This is a genomic window from Lentzea terrae (assembly GCF_003265345.1).
GTDB lineage: Bacteria > Actinomycetota > Actinomycetes > Mycobacteriales > Pseudonocardiaceae > Lentzea > Lentzea terrae.
The window spans coordinates 203,996-227,718 of record NZ_QFWW01000002.1; the positions used below are offsets into that span (position 1 = coordinate 203,996).

Annotated in this window: 25 protein-coding genes; 11 read left to right on the forward strand and 14 right to left on the reverse strand. The window is 68.9% G+C overall.

Annotated elements, in window-relative coordinates; genetic code table 11:
• Positions 1–23: 23 nt before the first annotated feature.
• The 4 genes from DI276_RS04165 to DI276_RS04180 are packed head-to-tail and all read right to left on the reverse strand — an operon-like array spanning position 24 to position 2,681.
• Positions 24–698 carry a uracil-DNA glycosylase gene (locus DI276_RS04165; RefSeq protein WP_112261933.1) on the reverse strand — a complete coding sequence of 225 codons (675 nt, stop codon included), beginning with the start codon at positions 696–698 and terminating at the stop codon, positions 24–26.
• Between the two features lie 16 nt (positions 699–714).
• A complete protein-coding gene (locus DI276_RS04170) occupies positions 715–1,236 on the reverse strand; it encodes a gamma carbonic anhydrase family protein (protein WP_112261934.1) in 522 nt (173 codons plus the stop codon).
• 10 nt (positions 1,237–1,246) lie between these two features.
• Positions 1,247–1,657, reverse strand: coding sequence for a GNAT family N-acetyltransferase (locus DI276_RS04175; protein ID WP_198680450.1), 411 nt, complete (start codon positions 1,655–1,657; stop codon positions 1,247–1,249).
• A 55-nt stretch (positions 1,658–1,712) separates the two neighbouring features.
• On the reverse strand, positions 1,713–2,681 hold the full coding sequence (locus DI276_RS04180; protein WP_112261936.1) for a thiamine-phosphate kinase: 969 nt from the start codon (positions 2,679–2,681) through the stop codon (positions 1,713–1,715).
• Positions 2,682–2,778: 97 nt separating this feature from the next.
• Between DI276_RS04180 and DI276_RS04185 the strand changes: the two genes are divergently transcribed.
• Both DI276_RS04185 and DI276_RS04190 read left to right on the forward strand, forming a co-directional pair.
• On the forward strand, positions 2,779–3,012 hold the full coding sequence (locus tag DI276_RS04185) for an Lrp/AsnC ligand binding domain-containing protein (protein ID WP_089925682.1): 234 nt from the start codon (positions 2,779–2,781) through the stop codon (positions 3,010–3,012).
• Between the two features lie 19 nt (positions 3,013–3,031).
• Complete coding sequence (locus DI276_RS04190; RefSeq protein WP_198680451.1) at positions 3,032–3,595, forward strand: DUF3515 domain-containing protein; 564 nt, start codon at positions 3,032–3,034, stop codon at positions 3,593–3,595.
• On the opposite strand, the gene DI276_RS04195 is transcribed toward DI276_RS04190, so the two are convergent.
• A complete protein-coding gene (locus DI276_RS04195; RefSeq protein WP_112261937.1) occupies positions 3,592–4,644 on the reverse strand; it encodes a D-alanine--D-alanine ligase family protein in 1,053 nt (350 codons plus the stop codon). The two genes, DI276_RS04190 and DI276_RS04195, sit on opposite strands and share 4 nt — an antisense overlap.
• Before the next feature lie 59 nt (positions 4,645–4,703).
• Between DI276_RS04195 and DI276_RS04200 the strand changes: the two genes are divergently transcribed.
• Positions 4,704–5,651: a GNAT family N-acetyltransferase gene (locus tag DI276_RS04200; RefSeq protein WP_112261938.1), complete on the forward strand. Its 948-nt coding sequence runs from the start codon at positions 4,704–4,706 to the stop codon at positions 5,649–5,651.
• Here the strand turns inward: DI276_RS04200 and pdxR are convergent.
• Entirely contained in the window at positions 5,635–7,005 is a 1,371-nt protein-coding gene (gene pdxR, locus DI276_RS04205; RefSeq protein WP_112261939.1) for a MocR-like pyridoxine biosynthesis transcription factor PdxR, read from the reverse strand. The genes DI276_RS04200 and pdxR overlap by 17 nt on opposite strands.
• 67 nt (positions 7,006–7,072) lie before the next feature.
• On the opposite strand from pdxR, the gene DI276_RS04210 reads away from it, so the two are divergent.
• Complete coding sequence (locus DI276_RS04210) at positions 7,073–7,717, forward strand: pyridoxamine 5'-phosphate oxidase family protein (RefSeq protein ID WP_112261940.1); 645 nt, start codon at positions 7,073–7,075, stop codon at positions 7,715–7,717.
• On the opposite strand, the gene DI276_RS04215 is transcribed toward DI276_RS04210, so the two are convergent.
• The 4 genes from DI276_RS04215 to DI276_RS04230 all read right to left on the reverse strand — a co-directional run bounded on the left by DI276_RS04215 (position 7,698) and on the right by DI276_RS04230 (position 10,999).
• Positions 7,698–8,156 carry a cysteine dioxygenase gene (locus DI276_RS04215; RefSeq protein ID WP_112261941.1) on the reverse strand — a complete coding sequence of 153 codons (459 nt, stop codon included), beginning with the start codon at positions 8,154–8,156 and terminating at the stop codon, positions 7,698–7,700. The two genes, DI276_RS04210 and DI276_RS04215, sit on opposite strands and share 20 nt — an antisense overlap.
• A gap of 118 nt (positions 8,157–8,274) precedes the next feature.
• Positions 8,275–9,342 (reverse strand): cystathionine gamma-lyase, encoded by a 1,068-nt coding sequence (locus DI276_RS04220; protein ID WP_112261942.1) that lies wholly within the window; start codon positions 9,340–9,342, stop codon positions 8,275–8,277.
• Positions 9,339–10,349, reverse strand: coding sequence for an NAD(P)H-dependent glycerol-3-phosphate dehydrogenase (locus tag DI276_RS04225; protein WP_112261943.1), 1,011 nt, complete (start codon positions 10,347–10,349; stop codon positions 9,339–9,341). The genes DI276_RS04220 and DI276_RS04225 overlap by 4 nt, the downstream gene beginning before the upstream one ends.
• A gap of 2 nt (positions 10,350–10,351) precedes the next feature.
• Entirely contained in the window at positions 10,352–10,999 is a 648-nt protein-coding gene (locus DI276_RS04230) for a lysophospholipid acyltransferase family protein (protein WP_112262203.1), read from the reverse strand.
• Between the two features lie 128 nt (positions 11,000–11,127).
• On the opposite strand from DI276_RS04230, the gene cofC reads away from it, so the two are divergent.
• The 3 genes from cofC to DI276_RS04245 all read left to right on the forward strand — a co-directional run bounded on the left by cofC (position 11,128) and on the right by DI276_RS04245 (position 14,048).
• Positions 11,128–11,751 (forward strand): 2-phospho-L-lactate guanylyltransferase, encoded by a 624-nt coding sequence (gene cofC, locus DI276_RS04235; protein WP_112262204.1) that lies wholly within the window; start codon positions 11,128–11,130, stop codon positions 11,749–11,751.
• Positions 11,752–11,794: 43 nt separating this feature from the next.
• The gene (locus DI276_RS04240) at positions 11,795–12,766 is read left to right on the forward strand and encodes a hypothetical protein (protein ID WP_112261944.1); all 972 of its coding nucleotides are present in this window, start codon (positions 11,795–11,797) and stop codon (positions 12,764–12,766) included.
• A 136-nt stretch (positions 12,767–12,902) separates the two neighbouring features.
• On the forward strand, positions 12,903–14,048 hold the full coding sequence (locus DI276_RS04245; protein ID WP_112261945.1) for an acyltransferase family protein: 1,146 nt from the start codon (positions 12,903–12,905) through the stop codon (positions 14,046–14,048).
• Here DI276_RS04245 and DI276_RS04250 read toward each other — a convergent pair.
• The gene (locus tag DI276_RS04250; protein WP_157984507.1) at positions 13,970–15,406 is read right to left on the reverse strand and encodes an LVIVD repeat-containing protein; all 1,437 of its coding nucleotides are present in this window, start codon (positions 15,404–15,406) and stop codon (positions 13,970–13,972) included. The two genes, DI276_RS04245 and DI276_RS04250, sit on opposite strands and share 79 nt — an antisense overlap.
• Before the next feature lie 336 nt (positions 15,407–15,742).
• On the opposite strand from DI276_RS04250, the gene DI276_RS04255 reads away from it, so the two are divergent.
• Genes DI276_RS04255 through DI276_RS04265 form a run of 3 tightly spaced genes read left to right on the forward strand, consistent with a single transcriptional unit; the run spans position 15,743 to position 19,193 of the window.
• Positions 15,743–15,922, forward strand: coding sequence for a hypothetical protein (locus tag DI276_RS04255; RefSeq protein WP_232836438.1), 180 nt, complete (start codon positions 15,743–15,745; stop codon positions 15,920–15,922).
• 59 nt (positions 15,923–15,981) lie between these two features.
• On the forward strand, positions 15,982–18,276 hold the full coding sequence (locus DI276_RS04260; protein WP_112261948.1) for an RNA degradosome polyphosphate kinase: 2,295 nt from the start codon (positions 15,982–15,984) through the stop codon (positions 18,274–18,276).
• On the forward strand, positions 18,276–19,193 hold the full coding sequence (locus DI276_RS04265; RefSeq protein ID WP_232836468.1) for an NUDIX hydrolase: 918 nt from the start codon (positions 18,276–18,278) through the stop codon (positions 19,191–19,193). Before DI276_RS04260 ends, DI276_RS04265 begins: the two co-directional genes overlap by 1 nt.
• Before the next feature lie 368 nt (positions 19,194–19,561).
• Here DI276_RS04265 and DI276_RS04270 read toward each other — a convergent pair whose 3' ends face one another.
• The 3 genes from DI276_RS04270 to leuC all read right to left on the reverse strand — a co-directional run bounded on the left by DI276_RS04270 (position 19,562) and on the right by leuC (position 22,408).
• Positions 19,562–20,209 carry an HU family DNA-binding protein gene (locus DI276_RS04270; RefSeq protein ID WP_112261950.1) on the reverse strand — a complete coding sequence of 216 codons (648 nt, stop codon included), beginning with the start codon at positions 20,207–20,209 and terminating at the stop codon, positions 19,562–19,564.
• A gap of 186 nt (positions 20,210–20,395) precedes the next feature.
• A complete protein-coding gene (gene leuD / locus DI276_RS04275; RefSeq protein ID WP_112261951.1) occupies positions 20,396–20,998 on the reverse strand; it encodes a 3-isopropylmalate dehydratase small subunit in 603 nt (200 codons plus the stop codon).
• 3 nt (positions 20,999–21,001) lie between these two features.
• Complete coding sequence (gene leuC, locus DI276_RS04280) at positions 21,002–22,408, reverse strand: 3-isopropylmalate dehydratase large subunit (RefSeq protein ID WP_112261952.1); 1,407 nt, start codon at positions 22,406–22,408, stop codon at positions 21,002–21,004.
• Between the two features lie 73 nt (positions 22,409–22,481).
• On the opposite strand from leuC, the gene DI276_RS04285 reads away from it, so the two are divergent.
• The gene (locus DI276_RS04285) at positions 22,482–23,183 is read left to right on the forward strand and encodes an IclR family transcriptional regulator (RefSeq protein WP_198680452.1); all 702 of its coding nucleotides are present in this window, start codon (positions 22,482–22,484) and stop codon (positions 23,181–23,183) included.
• Positions 23,184–23,723 lie beyond the last annotated feature (540 nt).

The window sequence follows — 23,723 nt, forward strand, 5'->3', positions numbered from 1 at the left end:
GCGGGGTTGCGCGGAAAGGTGAACTACGGAAGCTTCCAGTCGATCGGCTCGGCGCCCTGCTTCTCCAGCAGTTCGTTGGCGCGGCTGAACGGCTTCGACCCGAAGAACCCGGCGTGCGCCGAGAGCGGCGACGGGTGCGCGGACTCGATGGCGGGCAACGGTTCCAACAGCGGACGCAGGTTGCGCGCGTTGCGGCCCCACAGGATCGAGACCAGCGGTGCGTCGCGCGCGGCCAGCGCCTTGATCGCCTGCTCCGTCACGGCCTCCCAGCCCTTGCCCTGGTGGGAGTTGGCCTTGCCGGGCTGCACGGTGAGCGCCCTGTTGAGCAGCAGCACGCCGCGCTCGGACCACGGGGTCAGGTCGCCGTTGGACGGCAGCGGGTGACCGAGGTCCTCCGCGTACTCCTTGTAGATGTTGACCAGCGACTTCGGGATCGGCCGCACGTCCGGCGCCACCGAGAACGACAGGCCGACCGCGTGGCCGGGCGTCGGGTACGGATCCTGCCCGACGATCAGCACCTTCACCTGGTGGAACGGCTGCTTGAACGCACGCAGCACGTTCTCGCCGGAAGGGAGGTACGTGCGGCCGGCGGCGACCTCCGCGCGCAGGAACTCACCCATGGCGGCGATCTGGTCAGCGACGGGGGCGAGAGCTTCAGCCCAACCGGCTTCGACTACTTCGTTGAGGGGACGAGCCACGGCTGTGAACCCTATCTCAGTCCAGTCGGCGGAGCTTCTCGCGGTAGAGACCGATGTTCTGCACGTACTTCTCGACGATGAACGCCCAGGCCTGTTCTGGCACAACAAATCCAGCACGCTCGCGGGCCGGAACTCCCAGCACCATCGTGCGTTCGCGGACGTGGCCGTCGAACGAGACCACCGCGCCGGCGCCGACGATCGCGCCCTTCTCGACGATGGAACCGTTGAGCACCACGGAACCCGACGCGATCAGGCACTCGTCGGCGACCGTCGCGCCTTCGATGTGCACGTTGTGGCCGATGACGCACGACGAACCGATGTGCACCGGGTGGACCTCGGTGCAGTGGATCACCGTGCCGTCCTGGATCGACGTGCGCTCGTCGACGACGATGCGACCGTAGTCGCCGCGCAGCACGGCTTGAGGCCACACCGACGAATGCGCGCCGATGCGCACGTCGCCGATCACGGTCGCATCCGGGTGCACGTACGCGTCCGGATGGATCTGCGGCTCGTAGTCCCCCAACGCATAGATGGCCATGCCCGCGAACCTACAACGGTTTGCCGAAGCAGCGACTCTCCGGGTGGTCGCGGTACACCCCGAAGTTGTCGATCCGCTCGTAGCCGCTGGAGGTGTACAGGCTGATCGCCTCCGGCTGCCGGAGACCGGTTTCCAGGACCATCCGCTCCAGACCGGCCTCGCGGGCGGTCACCTCGAGATGGGCGAGCACGAGCCGGGAGAGGCCTTGGCCGCGTGCGGCGTCGACCACGTACATCCGCTTGATCTCGGCGGCGCCCGCGAGCTCGTCGCTCACCCGCCAGCCGCCGCACGTGACCGGCACGTCGTCGAGGTAGCCGATCACGAAGTAGCCGAGCGGTGCGGCGAACTGGGCCGGGTCGACCGGCGTGACGTCCACATCGCCGTACCGGTCGACGTAGACCTGCTGGAGGTCGGCGATCATCTTCACGGAGTCTGGATGGTCATACGCGCGAGTGCATAGTTCCACATCGACCAGTTTACGCGCGCCAGTGCTCCCAGCCAGGGGGTTTTTCGTAAACCCTGCCGTCCACCGTCACGCCCTCACCTGCGCGGACCGTCCCGATCGTGGTCCAGCCCTCGGGAACCGCCTTCGGACCGGGGAAGGTCGCCGCGAGAGCGTGATCTTCGCCTCCCGTGAGCGCCCAGTGCCGAGCGTCACCGCCGAGCGCCGACGCGACGTCCAGCAGCCGCGGGTGCAACGGCAGCAGCTCGGTGCGGATGTCGATCGCCACGCCCGACGAGTCGGCGATGTGGCCGAGGTCCTGCAGCAGGCCGTCCGAGATGTCGATCATCGACGTGGCACCGGCCTCCGCCGCCTTCGGGCCCTCCTCGTACGGCGGCTCCGGCGTGCGCTGGGCGTTCACGATGCCGACCGGCGAACGGAAGCCACGCCCGAGCACGGCCAGTCCGGCGGCCGCCCAGCCGAGCCTGCCGGTCACCGCCACGACGTCACCGACGAGCGCGCCCGAACGCGTGATCGGCTCAAGTCCGTTCATGTCACCCATTGCGGTGATGGAGATCACCAGCGTGGCGGAGCTGACCATGTCGCCGCCGACGACGCCCGCGCCGGCCTTCGCGGCCTCCTGCCACAGTCCCGACATGATCCCCTGGATCGTCGCCGCGGGAGTGTCCGGCGGGCAGGCGATCCCGACGAGCAAACCGGACGGCAGCGCTCCCATCGCGACGACGTCCGCGAGGTTCACGGCGGCTGCTTTTCGGCCCACCTGCTCAGGACTGGACCAGTCGAGTCTGAAGTGGACACCCTCCACCAGCACGTCCATGGAGGCGACGACCCGCCCGTCCGGGACGGCGACCACGGCCGCGTCGTCACCGGGACCGAGGATGGTCGTCTCCGGCTGCGCCCGACCGGCCGTCACCCGGTGGATGAGATGGAACTCACCCACATCGGCGACCGTCTCCGCGTCGTGCGGCGGCTCCGGACGCAAAGTTGCCTCCCAATCTGAGCATTCGGAACCCCAACTGGGGTACGTTGCGTGACACGTTCCTACCTCGACCCAACCTGTCGCGACGAAGGGGCACGCCGTGGTGCATGCATACATCCTCATCCAGACCGAGGTCGGCAAGGCCGCTGCAGTCGCCTCCGAGATCTCCGGGATCGCCGGAGTCGCCACCGCCGAAGACGTCACCGGTCCTTACGACGTCATCGTCCGCGCCGAGGCCGACACCGTCGACCAGCTCGGCCAGCTCGTGGTCGCGCGCATCCAGAACGTGGAAGGCATCACTCGGACGCTGACCTGCCCGGTCGTGCATCTGTAGTTCGTGTTGTCATAACTGGGTGACTCAGCAGGAATCGACGTCGACGCTGTCCCGGCCGTCGCTCGTGGCGGTCGGGCTCGCCGTTCTGCTCGTCGTCGGTGTTGCCGCGCTCGGTCTCGTGCTGGGCACCCGCGGCCAGACCGAGGACGCGCCCGGTCGCACGGGCCCGCTCGCGCTGGTCTCCATCGACGCACCTGACGCGGGCTCCCAGCCGTGCGCGTCGCTGATCGAGAAGCTTCCGGCCGGGCTGCCGTCCGGGAAGGACACGCTGCCGCGACGAGAGATCGCCTCGCCCGCACCGCCTGCCACCGTCGCTTGGGGTGACGCCCAACACGATCCGGTGGTGCTGCGGTGTGGCCTGCCCCGGCCGACCGAGCTCTCCGCAACCTCGCAGCTGCGGGTGATCTCGGACGTGCAGTGGCTGCAGCTGCCCGGTTCCGGCAGCTCGACGTGGGTGATCGTGGACCGCAGCGCGTACATCGCGCTGACAGTGCCCGACGACGCGGGCACCGGACCGTTGCAGGACATCTCGACGACGGTGCGCGACCTGCTGCCGAAGCAGCCGGTGAAGACCACGCCTTAACGGAGCCCGCTGCCGCGCGCGATCGCCGTCTCGATCAACGTGGTGAGCAGCGTGGTGAAGTCGATGCCGGTCGCCGCCCACGCCTTGGGGTACATGGAGATCGGCGTGAAGCCCGGCATGGTGTTGAGCTCGTTGATGATCAGCTCGTTCTGCTCGGTGAGGAAGAAGTCCACCCTGGACAGTCCCTGGCAGTCGAGCGCCTTGAACGCCGTGACGGCCAGCTCGCGCAGCTGGGCCGTGACGTCGTCGTCGAGCTTCGCCGGGATGTCGGCCTCGTAGGAGTCGTCGACGTACTTGGCGTTGAAGTCGTACCACTCGACGCTCTCGCCGACCGGACGCAGCTCGGCGGGCAGCGACGCCTCGACGCGGCCGTCCGGGAACTCCAGCACGGCGAGCTCGATCTCGCGCACATTCGGCACGGCGGCCTCGACGATGACCTTGGGATCGTGCTGGCGCGCCTCGAAGATCGCAGCGTCCAGGTCGGCCCAGTCGGACACCTTGGAGATGCCGACCGACGACCCGGCGCGCGACGGCTTCACGAACACCGGCAGGCCGAGGTGCTCGCGCTCGTCGAGGGTCAGCGTGGTGGCGGACCGGTCGAGAGCCACGAACTTGCCGACGTTGAGGCCCTCCGCCTGCAGGAGCCTCTTGGCGAAGATCTTGTCCATGGCGGCGGCGCTGGCGAACACACCGGGACCGACGTACGGGACGCCGCCCAGTTCGAGCAGGCCCTGGATGGTGCCGTCCTCACCCCACGCGCCGTGCAGCAGCGGGAAGACGACGTCGACGTCCTGCAAAGCCTGACCGGGCTCGATCGGCGTGATGTCGGTGCGGTTGCGCAACGTCGGGAGGTTGCCGGCGCCTGCCTCGAGCGCGTTCGGGTCCGTGCCGAGCGCCCACTGCCCCTGCGGCGTGATGCCGACGGGCACGACCTCGAAGCGGTCCGAGTCCAGGTAGGGCAGGACGCTCTTGGCGGACTGGCAGGAGACCTCGTGCTCGGAGCTGCGGCCGCCGAACACCACGGCCACCCTCGTCTTGCGCTGCGTCATGGGGCCCGACCCTACCCGTTTGGGCGATTGTGCCTACCGACCAGTTCTAACCTCAGCACGTGGAGATCAAACTGCTCGACCTGGACGACGACGCCGAACCGCGCGGTTACGCCGACGTGCGGATCGCCGCCCAGACCGTCGACCGTCCCGGCGAGCAGGCGTCGAGCCAGGAACAGATCATCGAGTCGCTGCGGGAAGCCAGTCCGGACTTCAGCGAGTTCATCCGCCTGGTCGCACTGCGTGCTGGAGAAGTTGTGGGCATCGCCTCTGTTGGACTGCGCGAACGGCTGGCGATCGGCTCGATCACGGTGCACCCGCGGTATCGCAGGCAGGGGATCGGCACCGCACTGCTGGAGGCACTGCTGCCCGAGTTGCGTGGCCGAGAAGCGCTGGAGAACCGGGCCGTGGTCAAGGGCAGTGCCGGCGAGCACTGGGCGCTCGCGCGCGGGTTCCACGTGACCGCGTCCAGGGTCGTGCAGCGGCTGACCGTCGCCGACGTCGAGCCGGACTCCTGGGAGCTGACCGCACCCGCCGGCTACCGGGTGGAGCAGTGGATCGGCGAGGCACCCGAGCACCTGCTGGTGTCGGTGGCGTCGACGCGACGGGCGATCCACGACGCGCCCGACCCTGGTCGCGATCCGGAGTGGACGCCGGAACTGGTTCGGGCCGAGGAGGCGGAGGACCAGGCGGCCGACGTCGAGCACCGCGTCGTCGTGGCGGTCGAGGAGGCCACCGGTCGCGTCGTGGCGTTCACCAACGTGCGGCTGTACCCGAACGACGTCGAGCACACGGTCTGGCACGACACGGTGGTCGCGCCTCTTCATCGCGGGCGGGGGCTCGCCCGGTGGGTCAAGGCGCACATGCTGCGGTGGCTGCTCGCGGACAAACCGGAGCTGGCACGCATCGACACGGGAACGGCGTCGGCCAACTCCCCCATGATCCGGGTGAACGAGGCGCTGGGATTCGTCACGACCCGCGAGGTGGTCGTGGTCAGCCGTTCGGTTTGATCAACTCGGTGAGCACCGGCAGCGCGCTGACCAGCTGTTCGCGCGAGCACGCGCTGTACCCGATCGCGAGCCCGTGGAACTTGGCCCTGTTCACGTAGTGCCGGGCCAGCCCGTCCACCCGCAGCCCGCGTTCCAGCGCCAGCCGCATGACCTCGCGCTCCTGTTCGAGGCTGGGCAACAGCACGACGACGTGCGCGCCCGCGTCGTCGCCGATCATCTTGATGCCCGCCGCCGCGAACGTGTCGACGATCAACGCCCGGCGTTCGGACAGCTCCCGACGCAGTTTGCGCAGATGCCGGCCGAGGTCGCCGGTGCGAGCCAGCTCGACGACCACCCGTTGCCCCGCGGCCGCAGGGCTCGTGCCGGTCCGGTCGCGGTGTTCCAGGACCGTGGTCGCGATGTGCTCGGGCGCGACCATCCAGCCCGCGCCCAACGTGGGCGTCAAGATCTTGCTCGTGGTGCCGAGGTGGACCACGACGTCCGGGGCGAGGGCGGCCAGTGACGGCAACGGCGCCACGTCGTACCGCAGCTCACCGTCGTAGTCGTCCTCGATGACCAGCCAACCGTCCCGGCGCGCGCGTTCGACCAGCGCGACGCGTCTGCCCGCCGACATCCGGCCGCCCAACGGGTACTGGTGCGCAGGCGAGCAGTAGACGGCGCGAACTCCGGCCGGAACGGCATCGGGCAGCAGCCCTTCGGCGTCCACCGCGGCTTGGACGACCTTCAAGCCGTTGGCGCGGAAGACGCCCACCGCACGTTGGTAGCCGGGTTCTTCCACGGCCACTGCGTCGCCGCGGTGCAACACGGCGACCGCGATCTCGGTCAGCACCGCCGTGGTGCCGCCGGTCGCGAGCACGGGGTCGGCGTTGACGGCCAGGCCGCGGTGGCGGAGCAGGTGCTCGGCGATGGCCTCGCGGTATTCGGGCAGGCCGGCGCGTTCCGGGCGGGACAACGGCGGTGCGTCGGCCGCGGCCCGCCAGGCGCGTCGCCAGGCCGCGCGGTCGAGACCGGCCGCCCACGGCGCACCGGTGCTGAGGTCGACGAAGTCGGTGATGGCCGGTGCGACGGGCTTGCGCGAACGTTTGCGCAACGGGCCCGGCGGAGTTGTGGTGACGTAGGTGCCGGAGCCGTGGCGGCCCGCGATCCAGCCTTCCGCGTGGAGCTGGTCGTAGGCGGCGGCGGTCACCGTGCGGGACACGCCCAGTGAATCGGCCAGTGCGCGCGTCGACGGCAGCCGGTCGCCCGCGCGGAGTCGTCCCTCGGAGGCGGCGGAGCGGAGGGCGTCGGCGAGCTGGACGGCGAGCGGTTCTGCGGACTCGCGGTCCAGTGCCACGGGGAGTGCGGTCTCAGCCAAAGTGGCCTTCTCAAATCGATCAAAACTGGCGCTTCAATGATGCCACTTCGACCGACACAGTAGAAGCATGACCACTGACCTGCAGCTCTCCCCCACCCCGCGCAGCACCGTCGTCCGCGGCAAGAAGCGAGCCGTCCAGGACCGCCAGGTGCTCTACGACATCCTCGACGCCGGTCTGGTCTGCCATCTCGCCGTGGAGGTCGACGGGGCGCCGTTTCTCATCCCCACCGCGTACGGGCGGGACGGCAACCGCATCTTCCTGCACGGGTCGACGGGCTCACGGTCCATCAGGAGCATGCTCGAAGGCAAGCAGGTTTGCGTCGCGGTCACGCTCGTGGACGGCGTCGTCTACTCGCGGTCGGTGTTCCACCACTCGATGAACTACCGGTCGGCGATCATCCACGGCACGGCCCGCATCGCCGAGGACCCCGAACACGCGCTGCGCACGATCGTCGAGCACGTCACGCCCGGCAGCTGGGACTACGCGCGCCAGCCGTCCAAGAAGGAGCTCGCGCAGACGGCCGCCCTGGAGCTCGACCTGACCGAGGCCAGCGTGAAGGTGCGCGACGGCGGACCGGGCGAGGAGCCGGAGGACCTCGAGGCGAACCTCGTGTGGGCCGGGCACATGCCGCTCATCCAGTCGTGGGGCACGCCGGTACCGCACGAGACGGACAAGGCGATCCCGCCGCACGTCAGCGAACGGGACCGTTGACCGGGTCGTAGCGGTAGGGGGTCATGGCGCGGGTGCCGTGGCGGTAGACGTGGATCGACACCGCCGGGTCGACACCGTCGTTGCGCACCTGGTGCACGTAGCCGGGCCCCCACACGCGCGACTGACCGGCGTGCAGCGTGTGCACGACCTGGATCTTGGTCGTCACCACCTCGGTCAGCAGGCCGCTGACCACGGTGAACGCGCCCGAAGTGTGGTCGTGGTCGTGCAGCGAGGCGGTCTGTCCTGGGAGCCAGCTCATCAGCCAGATCTCCTGGTCGTCGGTCTTGTCGACCAGCGTCGAGAAGCGCTCCTCCGGGTCGTACCGGAGCAGGTGCTTCCAGCGGTCGCGGTCGGCCGCCCACGCCAAAGCCACCCGGACGGGGTGCAGCAGCGTGGAGTTCTCAGGCAGAACAAGGCTGTTCTCGGGAACGGCGAACATCGGGGAAAAGTCCTAACCAGGCGAGTGCGCGAAAAGAGGACGCGGGACTATCGCCAGGTACAACAGCAACACGTGTTGAAGGACATGTGCGAGAGGGTCCCGGAACCGGGACCCTCTGTCAATCCAGGCCCAAGGCTTGGGACACGTCTGTCACCAGATCGTGGGTGTCCTCGCAACCCGCCGAGAACCGCACCAGACCCTCCGGCACCGGGTCACCCCACTGGGCACGCCGGTCCGCACTGGAGTGCAGGCCGCCGAACGACGTCGCCGCCGTCACGAGCCGCGACTTGCGGAGGAACTCCTCCACCGCCTCCTTGGACTCCAGCTCGAACGTCAGCACGCCGTTGAACCGCCGCATCTGCTGCGCCGCGAGCAGGTGTGCCGGGTCAGCGGCGGCACCCGGCCAGCGCAACCCGGCGACCTTGCCGGAGAGCAGCTCGTACAGCGCGGCGGCGTTCTTGGCCTGCCGTTCCAGCCGCAGGTCCAGGGTTCCGAGGCCGCGCAACACCAGCCAGGTCTCGAACGGACCGGGGATCGCGCCGTGCAACGCCCGCGCGTCCCGGAACGACGCGGCCAGGTCCGGCGAAGCCGCCGTCAGGTGTCCGAACTGGACGTCGCTGTGCCCGGCGACGGCCTTGGTGTCGGACGACATCACGACGTCGGCGCCGAGTTCCAGCGGCCGCTGCCCCAACGGTGTCGCCGTCGTGTTGTCCACGGCCACGAGCGCACCCGCCGCGTGCGCCGCGTCGGCCAGCGTCGCGATGTCGCACACGTCCAGACCGGGGTTCGACGGCGACTCCAGCAGCACCAGCCGCACGCCCTCGAAGGACGGATACGGTCCGGCCGTGGGCACCTGCACGACGTTGATGTCCATTTCGGACGCGAGCCGCCGGGACAGGTAGTAACCGTCCGACGGGAGCATCAGAGTGTCCCCTGTGGACAGCAAGGTGCGCAGCATGGTGGAGATCGCCGCCATCCCGGACGGGAAGACGACGCACTCGCCGCCGTCCAGCGATCCCAGCGCGGCTTCCAGATCGCGCCACGTCGGATTGCTGGTCCGGCCGTAGGTGTCCTGGCCGCCCAGGTGGTAGACCGAAGCGAACACCGGCTGCGCACCGAACGGTTCGCCCGGCCCGGTGTCAACCGCATGCACGACTCGCGTGCCGTCACCGTATTCAGAGGTCACTGGCGTTCGTGTTTCCGATCGCGTCCAAGCAGCGCCGCCCCCAGCTCGCGCACGCTGAGCCCGTCATGACACACCATGTGCACGCCTTCGGTGATCGGCATGTCGACGTCGTTGGCCCGTGCCAGTTCACGAATCGATGAACATGACTTCACACCTTCGGCGACCTGACCGTGCGCAGCCTCCTGCGCTTGCTCCAAAGTCTCGCCCTTGCCGAGCCGTTCGCCGAAAGTCCGGTTGCGCGACAACGGCGACGCGCACGTCGCCACGAGGTCGCCCAGCCCGGCAAGGCCCGCGAACGTCAGCGGGTCCGCGCCCAGCGCAGCCCCCAGCCGTGCGGTCTCGGCGAGGCCACGCGTGATGATCGACGCCATCGTGTTGTCGCCGTAGCCGAGGCCGGCCGCCATGCCGCACGCCAGCGCGATGACGTTCTTGCACGCCCCGCCCAGCTCGCAGCCGACCACGTCCGTGTTGGTGTACGGGCGGAAGTACGAGTTCGAGCACGCGTGCTGCAGGTCGACCGCGCGGTCGTGGTCCGTGCACGCGATCACGGTCGCGGTCGGCTGCCCGACCGCGATCTCCTTGGCCAGGTTCGGTCCGGACACCACGGCCACCTGCGACTCGTCGACGCCGGCGACCTCGCGGATCACCTCGCTCATCCGCTTGAGCGTGCCGAGCTCGACGCCCTTCGACAGCGACACCAGAGTCGCGTCGGCAGGCAGCAGCTCCTTCCACGCCGACAGGTTCACCCGCAACGTCTGCGACGGCACGGCCAGCACCACGGCGTCCGCGCCGTCCAGGGCCTTCGCCGGGTCGGCGGTGGCGGCCAGGTTGGCCGGCAACGAGATGCCGGGCAGGTAGTCGGTGTTCACGCGGGTCTCGGTGATCGCCGACGCGACCTCCTGCCGCCGCGCCCACAGCACGACCTCGGGACCGGAGTCCGCGATGACCTTCGCGAACGTCGTGCCCCACGAACCGGCGCCGAGCACCGCAACGCGTTCGATCGCCATGTTCAGGCCTTCCTCGGTCCGTAGAAGCCTTCGGGCGCCGGCTGCTGGCGAACCTCGGCGAGCTGGTTTTTCACGTGGGTCATCAGCAGATCGGTGACCTCGCGCAGCAACGGGAGCGTCTCCTCCTTGCCGCGGTAGGCGGACAGGTCGATCGGCTCGCCGACGAAGTGCGTGATCGTCTTGCGCGGGAGCGGCCGGAACTTCTTCCGGTAGTGGTTGTAGAGGTCGAGCGTGCCCCAGCGGGCGACCGGGATGACCGGACCGTCGTGCTGCAACGCGAGCCGTGCGACGCCGGTGCGGGAGTTCGCGGGCCAGCCGTCCGGGTCCTTGGTGATGGTGCCCTCGGGGTAGATCACCACGACCTGACCGGTCTCCAGCGCTTCGTGCGCCGCCCGCAGGCTCTGCTGCGCGTCCGAGGTGCCCCGGTAGACGGGGATCTGCTTCGCGCCCTTCAGGATCGAGCCCATGATCGGCACGTTCCACAGGCTGTGCTTGGCGAGGAAGTGCGGCACCCGGTCGTTCTTGTGCACGAACACGGCGTCGTAGCACGGGTCGAGGTGCGAGATGTGGTTCAGCACGAGCAGCGCCGACCCTTGGCGCGGGATGCGGTCGCCGTGCAGGATCCGGTGCCTGCCCAGCACGAACGACATGGGGTAGACGATCGCCGCGGCGACCCCGACCCAGAAGCCGCCCTTCTCCTTGGCCACGTGCACCTCTCCTCACCAGCTAGATCTGCGCCCATGCGCACACTAGTCGTCGGATCGTGGACTATGGCGAGGTGCGGGATGAAGTTGACCTCGTGGTTCCGGTCAAAACGCTCGACCGGGCCAAGACCAGGCTGACCAGCGCCACCGGCGGAGATCCGGTGTCGCACGCGGCGCTGGCGCTCGCGCTCGCCATGGACACGGTGAGCGCCGCTCTGCTCACGCCCGGCGTTCGCCGCGTGGTCACCGTCACATCGGACCCGGCGGTCGCCACCGAGATGGCCGCGCTCGGTGTCGAGTCCGTGCCGGAGCCTGCCGAACCCGGACTCAACGCGGCACTGCGGCACGGCGCCCGCACGCTCCGGTCTTCGCGGATCGGTGCGCTCCAAGCCGACCTGCCGGCGTTGCGCGCGGACGAACTGCAGGCGGCCCTCGAGGCGGCGGCCGGCCGGCGCGCGTTCGTCCCGGACCGTCAGGGCACCGGCACGACACTGCTCCTCGCCGCGCCCGGCGGTGCGCTGGATCCGCGCTTCGGCGTCGGATCGGCCGGGCACCACCGCAACTCCGGCGCGATCGCGCTGATCGGCGCGTGGCCGTCGCTGCGCTGTGACGTGGACACAGAAGAAGATCTGCGGCTGGCGTCGACCCTCGGTCTGGGCGTGCACACCGCGAACGCCTTGCCCGCCTGGACAACCTGAGCGATCCACACGCGTCCTCTGGGGGAAGAACCCTGGGGAGCAGATGCGCACACTGATCGCGTTGGCGGCGATCACGGTCATTTCGGGATGTGCCGCCGCGTTGCAGGACGACCGCCCACCGGAGTACGCCGCGCCGAACAAGCTCGTCTCGTGCAGCACCGGCCTGCCGCAGCAGTGGAAGGACGAACTGGCCCGCAACCAGACGGAAGCGGGTTCGCACGAGCGGGTCACCATCGTCGGCGCCGGTGCGAACGCCACGCTGGTGCGGACGAAGCGCAACCAGACCACCGAACTCGTGCTGCGCGACGACAAGAAGCGCCAGCAGGTGATGGCCGTGCAGGACCAGGCGCAGATCTTCGGCGTGGAGTTCGACGGGCGCTGGGTGACGTTCACGACGACCCCGCACCCGGAGAACCACACCATGACCACCTACGCCTGGGACTCGCGCAACGACGGCGCGCCCGTGCGGATCGGTGGCAGCGGCGCCGTGCTGCACAACGGGAAAGCCGCCTGGTCGTCCGACAAGTCCGTGCACGTCCACGACCTCGCTCGCAAGAAGGACCGGGTGGTCGGGCAGGGTTCGTCGCCCGCGTTCTTCGGCGACGCGGTCATCTGGCTGCAGGACGGGAAGTTCGCGTCGGAGGCACCGCTGCCCGAGCCGTTGCAGAAAGCACGCCCCAACGGGAGCGTCGCGTCGGACGGCCGCACGCTGGTGTGGACGGAAGGCGACAACACGTTGCACGGCTGGCGCACTGACTGGCCGCAACCGCGAAAGCTCGCGGAGATCAAGACCGTCCCGATGACCGAGGGCATCGTGTTCCCGCGGGTGAGCGGCGACTTCGTGTCGTGGCGCTCGGAGTCGGGGTACGTGACAGACGTCCGCAGTGGCGCGACCATGCACACGACCGAAGGCGCGTACCGGCTGGAGGTGCACGGCGGGACGCTCACGCGGGCAGGCGGGCAGATCGCCGCTTCCGCTCCGCTGTCGTCGCTTTTGCCCCTGCCTGCCTGTTAACGCAGTGACGAACGCCACGAGAAAGTTGTTCTGGGCAATCGACGGGGAACCCCGGCTCCTTTAAGCCGCATCCCCCGATGCGAAACGGCGTACCCCCGACGTCGTTCCCCGACGCATTGCCCAGAGGTGTACCTGCATGAAGTCGCTGACGCACGCCGACTACCTGGCGTTGCGCCGCTTTCCCGCACTGGACGGCCTGCGAGCCCTCGCCGCGGTGATGGTGGTGTTCTTCCACTACGGGGGCCCTGACTGGCTCCAGGGCTGGGCGGGCGTCCAGATGTTCTTCGTCCTCAGCGGATTCCTCATCACCACGCTGATGCTGCGCGAGGAGCAGCGGACCGGCCGGATCTCGCTGAAGGAGTTCTACCTGCGGCGCGGGTTCCGGATTCTGCCCGTGTACCTCGTGGTTCTGCTGGTCACCGCGGTCGGGTCGGCGCTCTTCGGCACGTTCACCAGCAACGGCATCGGCCCGGCGCTGAAGTACTTCCTGACCTTCACCAACGAGTTCGCCGCCCACAGCCCGTACGACCAGTCGTGGACGCTGGGCATCGAGCAGAAGTTCTACCTGGTCTGGCCGCTGGTGGCCGTCGCGCTGGGCACCGTCGTGCTCAAGCGCCGCGCCGGAGCCGCTTTGTTCTTCATGCTGCTCGGGCTCGTGCTCGTCAACTTCACCGTGGCGCACCGCAACCCCGGCTGGCCGTTGCACTACTTCTCGATCCTGACCGGCGTCCTGCTGGCCATCGCCCTGCACAGCCCGCGCGGGTTCGCGGTGCTGCGGCCGCTGACGAAGCCGGTCGCGCAGGTGATCGTCTCGATCGGATTCATCGGCGTGCACCTGAGCCTGAAGCCGCTCGCCTCGTTCCTCAACGGGTTCAACGGGATCCAGGGTCACGTGCTGGTCATCCCCATGTACGCACCGGCAACAGCACTGCTGCTCGCTGCGCTGGTCGCCCCTGGGCCGGCGACGACCTTCCTGTCCACGAAGCCGATGCAGTTCGTCGGTGAGCGCTCGTACTCGCTCTACCTCGTGCAGACGATCGCCGCGACGGTCATCTGGTTCTGCTGGCCGTCGTTGTCCGGTCTCGGGCAGGCCGTGGCGGTCACGGCGGTGGGCCTGGCGCTGGCGAGCGTGTTGTACCGGACGGTCGAGATTCCGTTGATCGACCTCGGCCGCCGGATGGTCGCTCGCCAGCGCGGCAAGGCTCAGCAGGGTGCGCCGCAGGCTCCCACGCCGCAGTCCGAGTCGTCGCGGTTGGCGACCATCGGGCAGGCCCAGCCGTAGAACGGGTTCGGGGCGAGCGGCAGGGGTTCCCGGTCGCTCTCCCTGGCCAGTTCCCTGGCGTGGTGGGCGGTGAGCGTCACGGGCGTGCCGCTCGCCTGCGCTTCGTGCGCGCCCTTCTCCAGCTCCAGAATTTCGACGCCACGCGTGATGTCGGCGACGAACACGGTGTTGCGGTGCCAGTACGGCGCCCACGAGGTGGCTGCGTCCGGCCGCCAGTAACCGATCTGGATCGGCTTGGCCGGGTTGGAGATGTCCAGGAACCTGGTGCCCTGGTTGTACCAGGAGTAGGCCACGATCCGCTTCTGCACGTCGAAGTAGTGCGCGGAGCACGTGACGTTGCCGGGGATCGTGCCCTCCTGGTCGTCCGGGCTCCAGATGCCGACCGTCTTCATCTCCTTGGGCTGCTCGGCCCAGCCCTCACCGTTGTGCGTGCCCTGCAGCGAGGAGATGACGAACCGGCCCTCGGTCTTGCAGGTGGGCGAACCGAACGCTTCCTCGGTGTGCAGGAGGAGGCTGCCCGCCGGGTTCTCGCGCGTGGGCTGTGGACCGTCGCCGAGCGTCCGGCCGACCGGGCGGAACGAGTTGTGCGTGAACGAGGTCGGCATGTCCGCCTTGGGCACGGTGCCGCCCGCGTACGGGACCGGGTCCCACGCCTTCGCCTCGCGGTACTTGCCGCTCAGCGGGTCGCGGTGCCAGCCCTGCGTGTAGTAGCCGCGGGTGCCGTCGTCGCCGGCCACCCACGCGATGCCCTGCGCGTCGACCTGGACGTCGTGCGTGATCTTGCCCTGGCCCGGCTTGCCCCGGACGTCGACCGAGACCGGGAGTTCTTTCGGAGTCTTCGGATCGCGGATGTCCGTGACGAAGATCCGCCCGGTCTTGGCGTCCGACCGGTCGAGCCCCGCCGTCCAGAGGAACTGGCAGTCGTTGATGCAGGTGCTGGTGTGACCGGTGTTCTGCCGGTGGAAGCTGAGGATCTTGAGGTCGGCCGGGTCCGCAGCGGACACGATGTAGTTGCCGGTCGGGCGGTCGCCCGGCAGCGCGCGGCCGAACGAGTTGACCTCGCGCGCCAGGAACGCGAGCTTGCGCTTGGGGTCGACGTTGATGTCCTCGTTCTCCCAGAAGCGCTTCGACGGGTCGTCGCCGGGCAGCGCCATCTCCTGCTTGGTGAGGTGGTCGAGGAGCTTCGGTGCGTCGAGATCGGTGACGTCGAACGTCTTCAGCCCGGTCTCCATGCTGACGAACGCGACGTCGCGCGGCCCGTACTGGGCGAACGCGATGGAGATGGCCCGTTCGGTGCCGGGGAGTGCGGCCTTCAGGCGGACGTTCTTCGCCGCTGCCTGCAGGCGTGGTTTGTCCACCACCGGAGTCCTGGGTTCGGCCGCCGCAGCCGTTGCCAATCCTGCCGTGGTGAAGGCCAACAGGGTTGCCGCTGTCAAAGTGGCTATAACCTTCATGGCTCGACCCTGGCAGCGCTGCATTTAAGACGTGTAGGTCCGAACGTCTAGTGCTGTGACCGCTAACCCTTGCCGTCCGGATTCGACGGCCAGGCGGGTGCATCGCGTCGCCGACCCCCGCCCTCCACATCGGGCATATGGGGGGCGGGGGTCGGTGGCGCGAGGTGCCCCACTGGTCGCCGGATACGGTCGGTGAGGATTGCGGTCACAGCACTAAGCTTCTGAGCCGTGCAGGCGACTGTGTCTACGTTTAACAGTGACGGCTCGGCCGTCGTCTTGCGTGATGACGGCGTGCTCGTCGACGTGAGCGCGGAAGCCGTCACTGCGGGTGGCTGGCGAATGCTGCGTCCGGGTCAGCGGGTGACCCTCGAACGTAGTCCCGACGGGGTCGTCACCGCCCTGCGCATGCCTGTTCTGTGACGAGGAGTTCACCAGTCAGACGTTCTCGGCAGGGGCGCTCGCGGCGATAGTGCGGAACAATGCGGGGCGTGAGCACGGAGAACAACGACGGCAAGGCGACACCCTCCCGACGCCGCTCAACGCGCAGCAAGGCGGCGGCACCTCCGCCCGCGGCGACTCCGCGCAGGCAGCCTCGCGCGGCGACGAGGCGGGCCACCAACCCTCCGCGGACGAAGACCCAGCCGACCCAGCCGGTGGCGACGCCGGTGCGCTCGGTGCCCTCGGCGCCACCGGCGGTGACGTCCAGCACCCTGCCCACGGACCTGCCGGACGACCGGTACTTCAACCGTGAACTGTCCTGGTTGGACTTCAACTCCCGCGTGCTCGCGCTGGCGGAGGACTCCTCGCAGCCGCTGCTGGAGCGCGCGAAGTTCCTCGCGATCTTCGCCTCGAACCTGGACGAGTTCTACATGGTCCGGGTCGCCGGCCTGAAGCGGCGCGCGGAGACCGGGCTCACGGTGCGCAGCGCGGACGGGCTCACGCCGCTCGAGCAGCTCGTCTCGATCTCCAAGCGCTCGCAGGAACTCGTGGAGCAGCACGCCCGCGCGTTCCTCGACCACATCCGGCCGGGCCTGGAAGAGCACCGGATCAGCATCGTGACGTGGGGCGACCTCACGGACTACGACCGGCTGCGGCTCTCCAACTACTTCAGCGAGCAGGTGTTCCCGGTCCTCACGCCGCTGGCGGTCGACCCGGCGCACCCGTTCCCCTACATCTCCGGGCTGTCGCTGAACCTCGCGGTGACCGTGCGCGACCCAGAGGGCGGCGGCGAGCGGTTCGCCCGCGTGAAGGTGCCGGACAACGTGCCTCGGCTCGTGCGCGTCGAAGCGGACCGGTCGTCGTCTTCCGCGACGTTCCTGCCGCTGGAGGAACTCATCGCCGCGCACCTCGGCGAGCTGTTCGCGGGCATGGAGGTCATCGAGTGCCACGCGTTCCGGGTGACGCGCAACGCCGACCTCGAGGTCGAGGAGGACCGCGACGAGGACCTGTTGCAGGCGCTGGAACGCGAGCTCGCCCGGCGCCGGTTCGGCCCGCCGGTGCGCCTGGAAGTGGCCGACGACATGACCGAGCACATGCTCGAGTTGCTGTTGCGGGAGATGGACGTCGACCCGCACGACGTCGTGACCGTGCCCGGACTGCTCGACCTGTCGTGCCTGTGGCAGCTCTACGGCATCGACCGCAAGACGCTGAAGGACCCGGCGTTCGTGCCGGCGACGCACCCGGCGTTCGGTGAGCGCGAGACGCCGAAGAGCGTGTTCGCGACGCTGCGCGAGGGCGACGTCCTGGTGCACCACCCGTACGACTCGTTCTCGACGTCGGTGCAGCGCTTCATCGAACAGGCCGCGGCCGACCCGCACGTGCTCGCCATCAAGCAGACCCTGTACCGCACCTCGGGTGACTCGCCCATCGTGGACGCGCTGATCGACGCGGCCGAGGCGGGCAAGCAGGTCGTGGCGCTGGTGGAGATCAAGGCGCGCTTCGACGAGCAGGCGAACATCAAGTGGGCGCGCGCGTTGGAGAAGGCGGGCGTGCACGTGGTCTACGGCCTCGTGGGCCTGAAGACGCACTGCAAGACGTCGTTGGTGGTGCGCCAGGAGGGCTCCACGATCCGGCGCTACTGCCACATCGGCACCGGCAACTACAACCCGAAGACGGCGCGGCTGTACGAGGACGTCGGCATCCTCACCGCCGATCCGACGATCGGCGCGGACCTCACCGACCTCTTCAACGTGCTGACCGGCTACGCGCGTCAGGACGAGTACCGCTCGCTGCTGGTGGCGCCCTACGGCGTCCGCAAGGGCATCGTGGACCGGATCAACCTGGAGATCGAGCGCGCGCAGGCGGGTGAGACCTCAGGCGTGCGCATCAAGGTGAACTCGCTCGTCGACGAGCAGGTCATCGACGCGCTGTACCGCGCATCGCAGGCCGGTGTGCCGGTCGACGTCGTCGTGCGCGGCATCTGCGGCCTGAAGCCGGGTGTGAAGGGCATGTCCGAGAACATCCGGGTGCGCTCGATCCTCGGCCGGTTCCTGGAGCACTCGCGGATCTTCCACTTCGCGGGCCTCGACGAGTACTGGATCGGCAGCGCGGACATGATGCACCGCAACCTGGACCGCCGCGTCGAGGTGGCCGTGCGGGTCATCAACCCCCGGCTGACCAAGCAGCTGGCGGAGGTCTTCACCTCGGCGCTCGACCCGCAGACGCGCTGCTGGGTCCTGCGTGCTGACGGAGAATGGGAAGCCTCACCGTCCGACGGCTCGTCGGTGCGGGACCACCAAATGGAACTTCTCCACAAGCACGGAGCTCTTGGGTGATCAAAGCTGCTGGGGCGGTGCTCTGGCGCGATGCCGACGGGGACGTCGAAGTCGCGGTGGTGCACCGCCAGCGTTATGACGACTGGTCGTTGCCGAAGGGCAAGCTCGACAAGGGCGAGACGATTCCCGCTTGTGTGGCGCGCGAGGTGACCGAGGAAACCGGCTACTCGTGCGTGCTCGGACGGTTTCTGATGCAGACCTCGTACACGGTGCGGGGCGATGCCAAGACCGTCGACTACTACGCCGCGGAGGCCGTCTCCGGTTCGTTCGTGGCCAACGACGAGGTCGACTCGTTGAAATGGCTGCCGATCGCCGAGGCCGCTTCTGTTCTCACCTATGAACACGACCGCACGGTGCTGTCGGAGTTCGACCGGCTGCCCGCGGACCTGTTGCTGGTGTTGCTGGTGCGACACGCGAAGGCCGGGAAGCGGTCCGAGTGGGACGGCGACGACGACCTCCGTCCCCTCTCAAACGCCGGCTGGAAGCAGGTCGCCGCGCTGCGGTCGTTGTTGCCCTTGTGGTCGCCCGCGCGCGTCCACACGGCTCCCAGGGTGCGTTGCGCGGACACCGTGCGAGGCGTGGCCGAGGATCTCTCGGTCGACGTGGTCGAGGAGCCGCGGCTGTCCGAGGAGGGCTACTGGCCCGACCCGGAGGCCGGTCTGGTGCGGCTGCTGGAGGTCGCTGCTCTCGAAGGCAGGGCGGTGGTGTCCTCGCAGGGCGGTGTGATCCCGTCGGTGGTGCAGACGCTGGCCGAGCTGGGTGGGCTGCGCCTGTCCGAGGTGCCCAGCAAGAAGGGCAGCGTGTGGGTGCTCGCCTTCACCCGCCCGTTCGGCGCGTGGTCCACTTCGGACTCACCTTCACGCTGGCCAACGCTGGTGTCGGCGCACTACGTGGCCTCAGCGCTGCCGCGTCCTTGAGGGTTGCTGCAGACGTTTTCAACCGCCGTCTTCCGGTCTCGACGAAAGTTCGCCTCTGGCAACCAAGTCGGTCCGGGAGGCGGCGGTTTCGCTTGTCGCGGGGGCGTTCGCAGGCGTGGCGGCGTTATTTCTATTGGGCCGCAGGCGTCCTCGAATGTGCCCGGCCCAATCATCTCGGCGGGGTCCGGCAATCTTGCGCCGCGGCGTCATTCCCATACCGGTCGTTCCCCTGTGCAGGCTCGTGCATTCGTCGGCCGGCGGCTTGCGGGCACCGCACCCCAGGCACGCGGAAGGCCCCGGTGTGCGCACACCGGGGCCTTCCGCGTGGTTACTGAAGTGACGCAGCCTCCTTGTTCAGGAGGCCCGTCTCACTTCTTCTTGGCAGCCGTCTTGCGAGCCGCGGGTGCCTTGGCAGCCGTGGTCTTCGCGGCGGGCTTGGCCGCAGCCGTCGTCTTGGCGGCAGCGGTCTTGCGGGCCGCGGGTGCCTTCGCAGCCGGCTTGGCAGCGGCCTTCGTGGCGGTCGCCTTCGCGGGCGCCTTGGCAGCCGTGGTCTTGGCGGCAGCCGTGGTGGTGCGACGGGTCGCGGGCGCCTTGGTGGCGGCCGCGGCCGTGCGGGTGCGCGTGGTGGTCGCGCGGGTGGTCGCCGCCTTGGTGGCGGGCGCCTTCGCAGCCGCGGGCTTCGCAGCGGCAGCAGCGGCCGGCTTCGCGGCGGCCTTGGCCGCAACGGCCTTCGGCAGCTTCTTCGCGCCGCTGATGACGTCCTTGAACGTCGAGCCGGGGCGGAACGCGGGCACGTTGGTCTTCTTGACCTTCACGGTCTCGCCCGTGCGCGGGTTGCGCGCGGTGCGAGCCGCACGGGCGCGCTTCTCGAAGACGCCGAAGCCCGTGATGTTGACCTTCTCGCCCTTGTTGACGCTTCGCACGATCACATCGACGATGCCGTCAACAGCAGCACCCGCGGTCTTCTTGTCTCCCAGGCGCTCGGCGAGCGCCTCGATGAGCTGGGCCTTGTTCACCTTCAGTCCCTCCCAGGACGCTCACGGCCCTAAGCGTCGGGCCGACTAGAACGCAACGGTAGGCCCAAATCGCAAGAAATACCAATCGCCACGCCAAAATTTTCGTTGTGGCGTGGCTAATTGCGCCCCTTCGAGGGACAGGAGGCGCCGGATTCGCCCCTCTCAAGGGGAGAATCCGGCCCCCTCTCAGACCGCTGGAAGCGGATCCGTTGTGGGCAACCAAGTCTGGCGATTGCCCTCGAATCCGCTGATCTCGGCCTCGTGGCGGAGCGTCAAAGCGATGTCGTCGAGGCCCTCCAGAAGGCGCCAACGGGTGTAGTCGTCGATCTCGAAGGGGGCTACCAAGTCCTTGGCGCGAACGGTCTTGTCGGTGAGGTCCACGGTGACCGGCGTGCCGGGTTCCGACTCGAGCAGCTTCCACAGCAGCTCGACATCGGACTGGCTGCACTGCGCCGCCACGAGGCCCTGCTTGCCGGAGTTGCCCCGGAAGATGTCGGCGAACCGGGACGACACGACCACGCGGAAGCCGTAGTCCATCAACGCCCAGACGGCGTGTTCCCGAGAGGATCCGGTGCCGAAGTCGGGGCCCGCCACGAGGACGCTGGCCGCCTTGTACGGCTCCTGATTGAGGATGAAGTGCTCGTCGGAGCGCCAGGCGGCGAAGAGCCCGTCCTCGAACCCGCTGCGGGTCACGCGCTTGAGGTAGACGGCCGGGATGATCTGGTCGGTGTCCACGTTGGACCTGCGCAGCGGCACACCGACGCCCGTGTGGGTGGTGAAGGCTTCCATGACTCAGTTCTCCAGGTCTGCGGGGGCGGAGAGGGTGCCGCGCACGGCCGTTGCGGCGGCGACGAGCGGCGAAACGAGATGGGTCCGGCCGCCCTTGCCCTGCCTGCCCTCGAAGTTGCGGTTGGAGGTCGACGCGCTGCGCTCCCCCGGCGCGAGCTGATCCGGGTTCATGCCAAGGCACATCGAGCAGCCCGCCTGGCGCCACTCGGCACCCGCGTCGAGGAAGACCTTGTCCAGGCCCTCTTCTTCGGCCTGCTTGCGCACCCGCATCGAACCGGGGACGACCAGCATCCGTACTCCAGAAGCGACGTGCTTCCCCTTGATGACGTCCGCGGCGGCCCGCAGGTCCTCGATGCGCCCGTTCGTGCAGGAACCGAGGAACACCGTGTCCACGTGGATGTCGCGCAGCGGCGTGCCGGGCTCCAGGCCCATGTACGCCAGCGCCTTCTCGGCGGCCACGCGCTCGTTCTCGTCCGCGATCTGCTCGGGGTCGGGGATGTTCGCGCCGAGCGGCAAGCCCTGCCCGGGGTTCGTGCCCCACGTGACGAACGGCGTGAGCTCGTCGGCGTCGATGTGCACCTCGGCGTCGAACTTCGCGTCGTCGTCGGTCTTGAGCGTCTGCCAGTACGCGACGGCAGCGTCCCAGTCCGCGCCGGACGGTGCGTGCGGACGACCCTTGATGTAGTCGAAAGTCGTCTCGTCCGGTGCGATCATGCCGGCGCGGGCGCCCGCTTCGATCGACATGTTGCACACCGTCATGCGCGCTTCCATCGACAGGTTCGCGATGGCCTCACCCCGGTACTCGAGGACATAACCCTGTCCGCCGCCCGTACCGATCTTCGCGATGACCGCGAGAATGATGTCCTTGGCCGTGACGCCGGGCTTGAGCGCACCGTCGACGTTGATGGCCATCGTCTTGAACGGACGCAACGGCAACGTCTGCGTCGCCATCACGTGCTCCACCTCGGACGTGCCGATGCCGAACGCCAGCGCGCCGAACGCACCGTGCGTGCTCGTGTGACTATCGCCGCACACCACCGTCATACCCGGCTGCGTGAGGCCGAGCTGCGGCCCCACCACGTGGACGATGCCCTGCTCGAGGTCACCCATCGGGTGCAGCCGCACGCCGAACTCCGCGCAGTTGCGGCGAAGCGTCTCGACCTGAAGGCGCGACACGGGGTCCGCGATCGGCTTGTCGATGTCGACGGTCGGGACGTTGTGGTCCTCGGTGGCGATCGTCAGGTCGGGCCTGCGCAGCTTGCGGTTGGCAAGGCGCAGCCCGTCGAACGCCTGGGGGCTGGTGACTTCGTGGAGCAGGTGGAGGTCGATGTAGAGCAGGTCCGGCTCCGCGCCACTGCCGTGGCGCACAACGTGTGCCTCCCACACCTTCTCCGCGAGCGTGCGGCTCATCGCGACATCTCCCACATCATGGACGGGCCGACAGATCTGGACTTCTCACTGTCTGGGAAGTTAGTATCGGCTTGTGGGACAGCATAGCGGGATCGGCGTGCTGGACAAGGCAGTGGCCGTGTTGAACGCCGTAGCAAAAGATCCATGCGGCTTGGCCGAGTTGTGCAATCGCACCGGCCTGCCGCGAGCGACCGCACACCGCCTGGCCGTGGGCCTGGAGGTGCACAGGTTGCTGCGCCGAGGCTCCGACGGCCGCTGGCGTCCAGGCGCCGCACTGGCCGAACTGGCAGGCGGCGCAACGGACCCGTTGCTAGACGCGGCCTCTTCGGTACTTCCGCGCCTACGCGACATCACGGGCGAAAGCGTGCAGTTGTACCGCCGTGACGGCATGCAACGCGTCTGCGTCTCCGCCGCCGAGCCACCATCAGGCCTGCGCGACACCGTTCCCATCGGCGCGCGCCTCCCGATGACGGCCGGCTCCGGCGCCAAGGTGCTTGCCGCATGGGCAGACCCGGGCACCCAACGAGCCGTCCTCGCCGACGCCGTCTACGGCGAACGCACTCTCCTGGAAGTCCGCCGCCGCGGCTGGGCACAAAGCGTGGCCGAACGAGAACCAGGCGTGGCCTCGGTCTCAGCCCCGGTCCGCGACTCGGGCGGCGCCGTAGTAGCCGCAGTCTCCGTCTCGGGCCCGATTGACCGAATGGGCCGCCGCCCAGGCGCCCGCTGGGCAGCAGACCTCCTGGCAGCAGCCGAGGCCCTGCAAAGCCGCCTCTGATCCGCACCGCTTCTAGCAGGCCGCCCTCCCCCACGGGGACGGGCGGCCTACGCGTTTCACCCCCGCGACACGCCGCTGTGATCCGCACGACACGCGGTGCGCCACGTCTCAACAGGCGGCCTCCCCACCCTGAACCGTACGGCCGCAAAGACAGCCAAACGGCCGCACCACGAAGGAGAAGAGCGCCGGCGGGGGTGGGCGAGGGCAGCGCGAAAGGCGCGGGACCAGCCGCAGCGAGGAGGAACGACGCGTTGGTCCGGACCGAAAAGCACGCCTCGTGGCCGACAGGCGTTCTACGACAGATCCGACAACCGCAACCAAGCCTCAAACCGAAGCCCAAATCACCCAGGCAATCCGCGAAGCGAAGCGAGCCCACCATTGTTAGGTGACACCAGTCACCCCCCATGGAATGGGCGAGCGAAGCGATGCCCCACCCAGGCGAGCGAAGCGATGCCTATCCGGCGAGCGAAGCGACGCCCACCCACACACAAACCCGGGAAACCTACGGGGGTCCGGGGGGCGAAGCCCAGCCGGCTGGGG

Coding starts and splice junctions, on each gene's coding strand:
- DI276_RS04175 (WP_198680450.1), bottom strand. CDS start 1,657: ATGATCGCCGACCTCCAGCAGGTCTACGTCGACCGGTACGGCGATGTG.
- DI276_RS04225 (WP_112261943.1), bottom strand. CDS start 10,349: ATGGCGATCGAACGCGTTGCGGTGCTCGGCGCCGGTTCGTGGGGCACG.
- DI276_RS04260 (WP_112261948.1), top strand. CDS start 15,982: ATGCGGGGCGTGAGCACGGAGAACAACGACGGCAAGGCGACACCCTCC.
- leuD (WP_112261951.1), bottom strand. CDS start 20,998: ATGGAAGCCTTCACCACCCACACGGGCGTCGGTGTGCCGCTGCGCAGG.
- DI276_RS04230 (WP_112262203.1), bottom strand. CDS start 10,999: ATGTCGTTCGTGCTGGGCAGGCACCGGATCCTGCACGGCGACCGCATC.
- DI276_RS04170 (WP_112261934.1), bottom strand. CDS start 1,236: ATGGCCATCTATGCGTTGGGGGACTACGAGCCGCAGATCCATCCGGAC.
- DI276_RS04245 (WP_112261945.1), top strand. CDS start 12,903: ATGAAGTCGCTGACGCACGCCGACTACCTGGCGTTGCGCCGCTTTCCC.
- DI276_RS04195 (WP_112261937.1), bottom strand. CDS start 4,644: ATGACGCAGCGCAAGACGAGGGTGGCCGTGGTGTTCGGCGGCCGCAGC.
- DI276_RS04210 (WP_112261940.1), top strand. CDS start 7,073: ATGACCACTGACCTGCAGCTCTCCCCCACCCCGCGCAGCACCGTCGTC.
- DI276_RS04215 (WP_112261941.1), bottom strand. CDS start 8,156: ATGTTCGCCGTTCCCGAGAACAGCCTTGTTCTGCCTGAGAACTCCACG.
- DI276_RS04240 (WP_112261944.1), top strand. CDS start 11,795: ATGCGCACACTGATCGCGTTGGCGGCGATCACGGTCATTTCGGGATGT.
- leuC (WP_112261952.1), bottom strand. CDS start 22,408: ATGAGCCGCACGCTCGCGGAGAAGGTGTGGGAGGCACACGTTGTGCGC.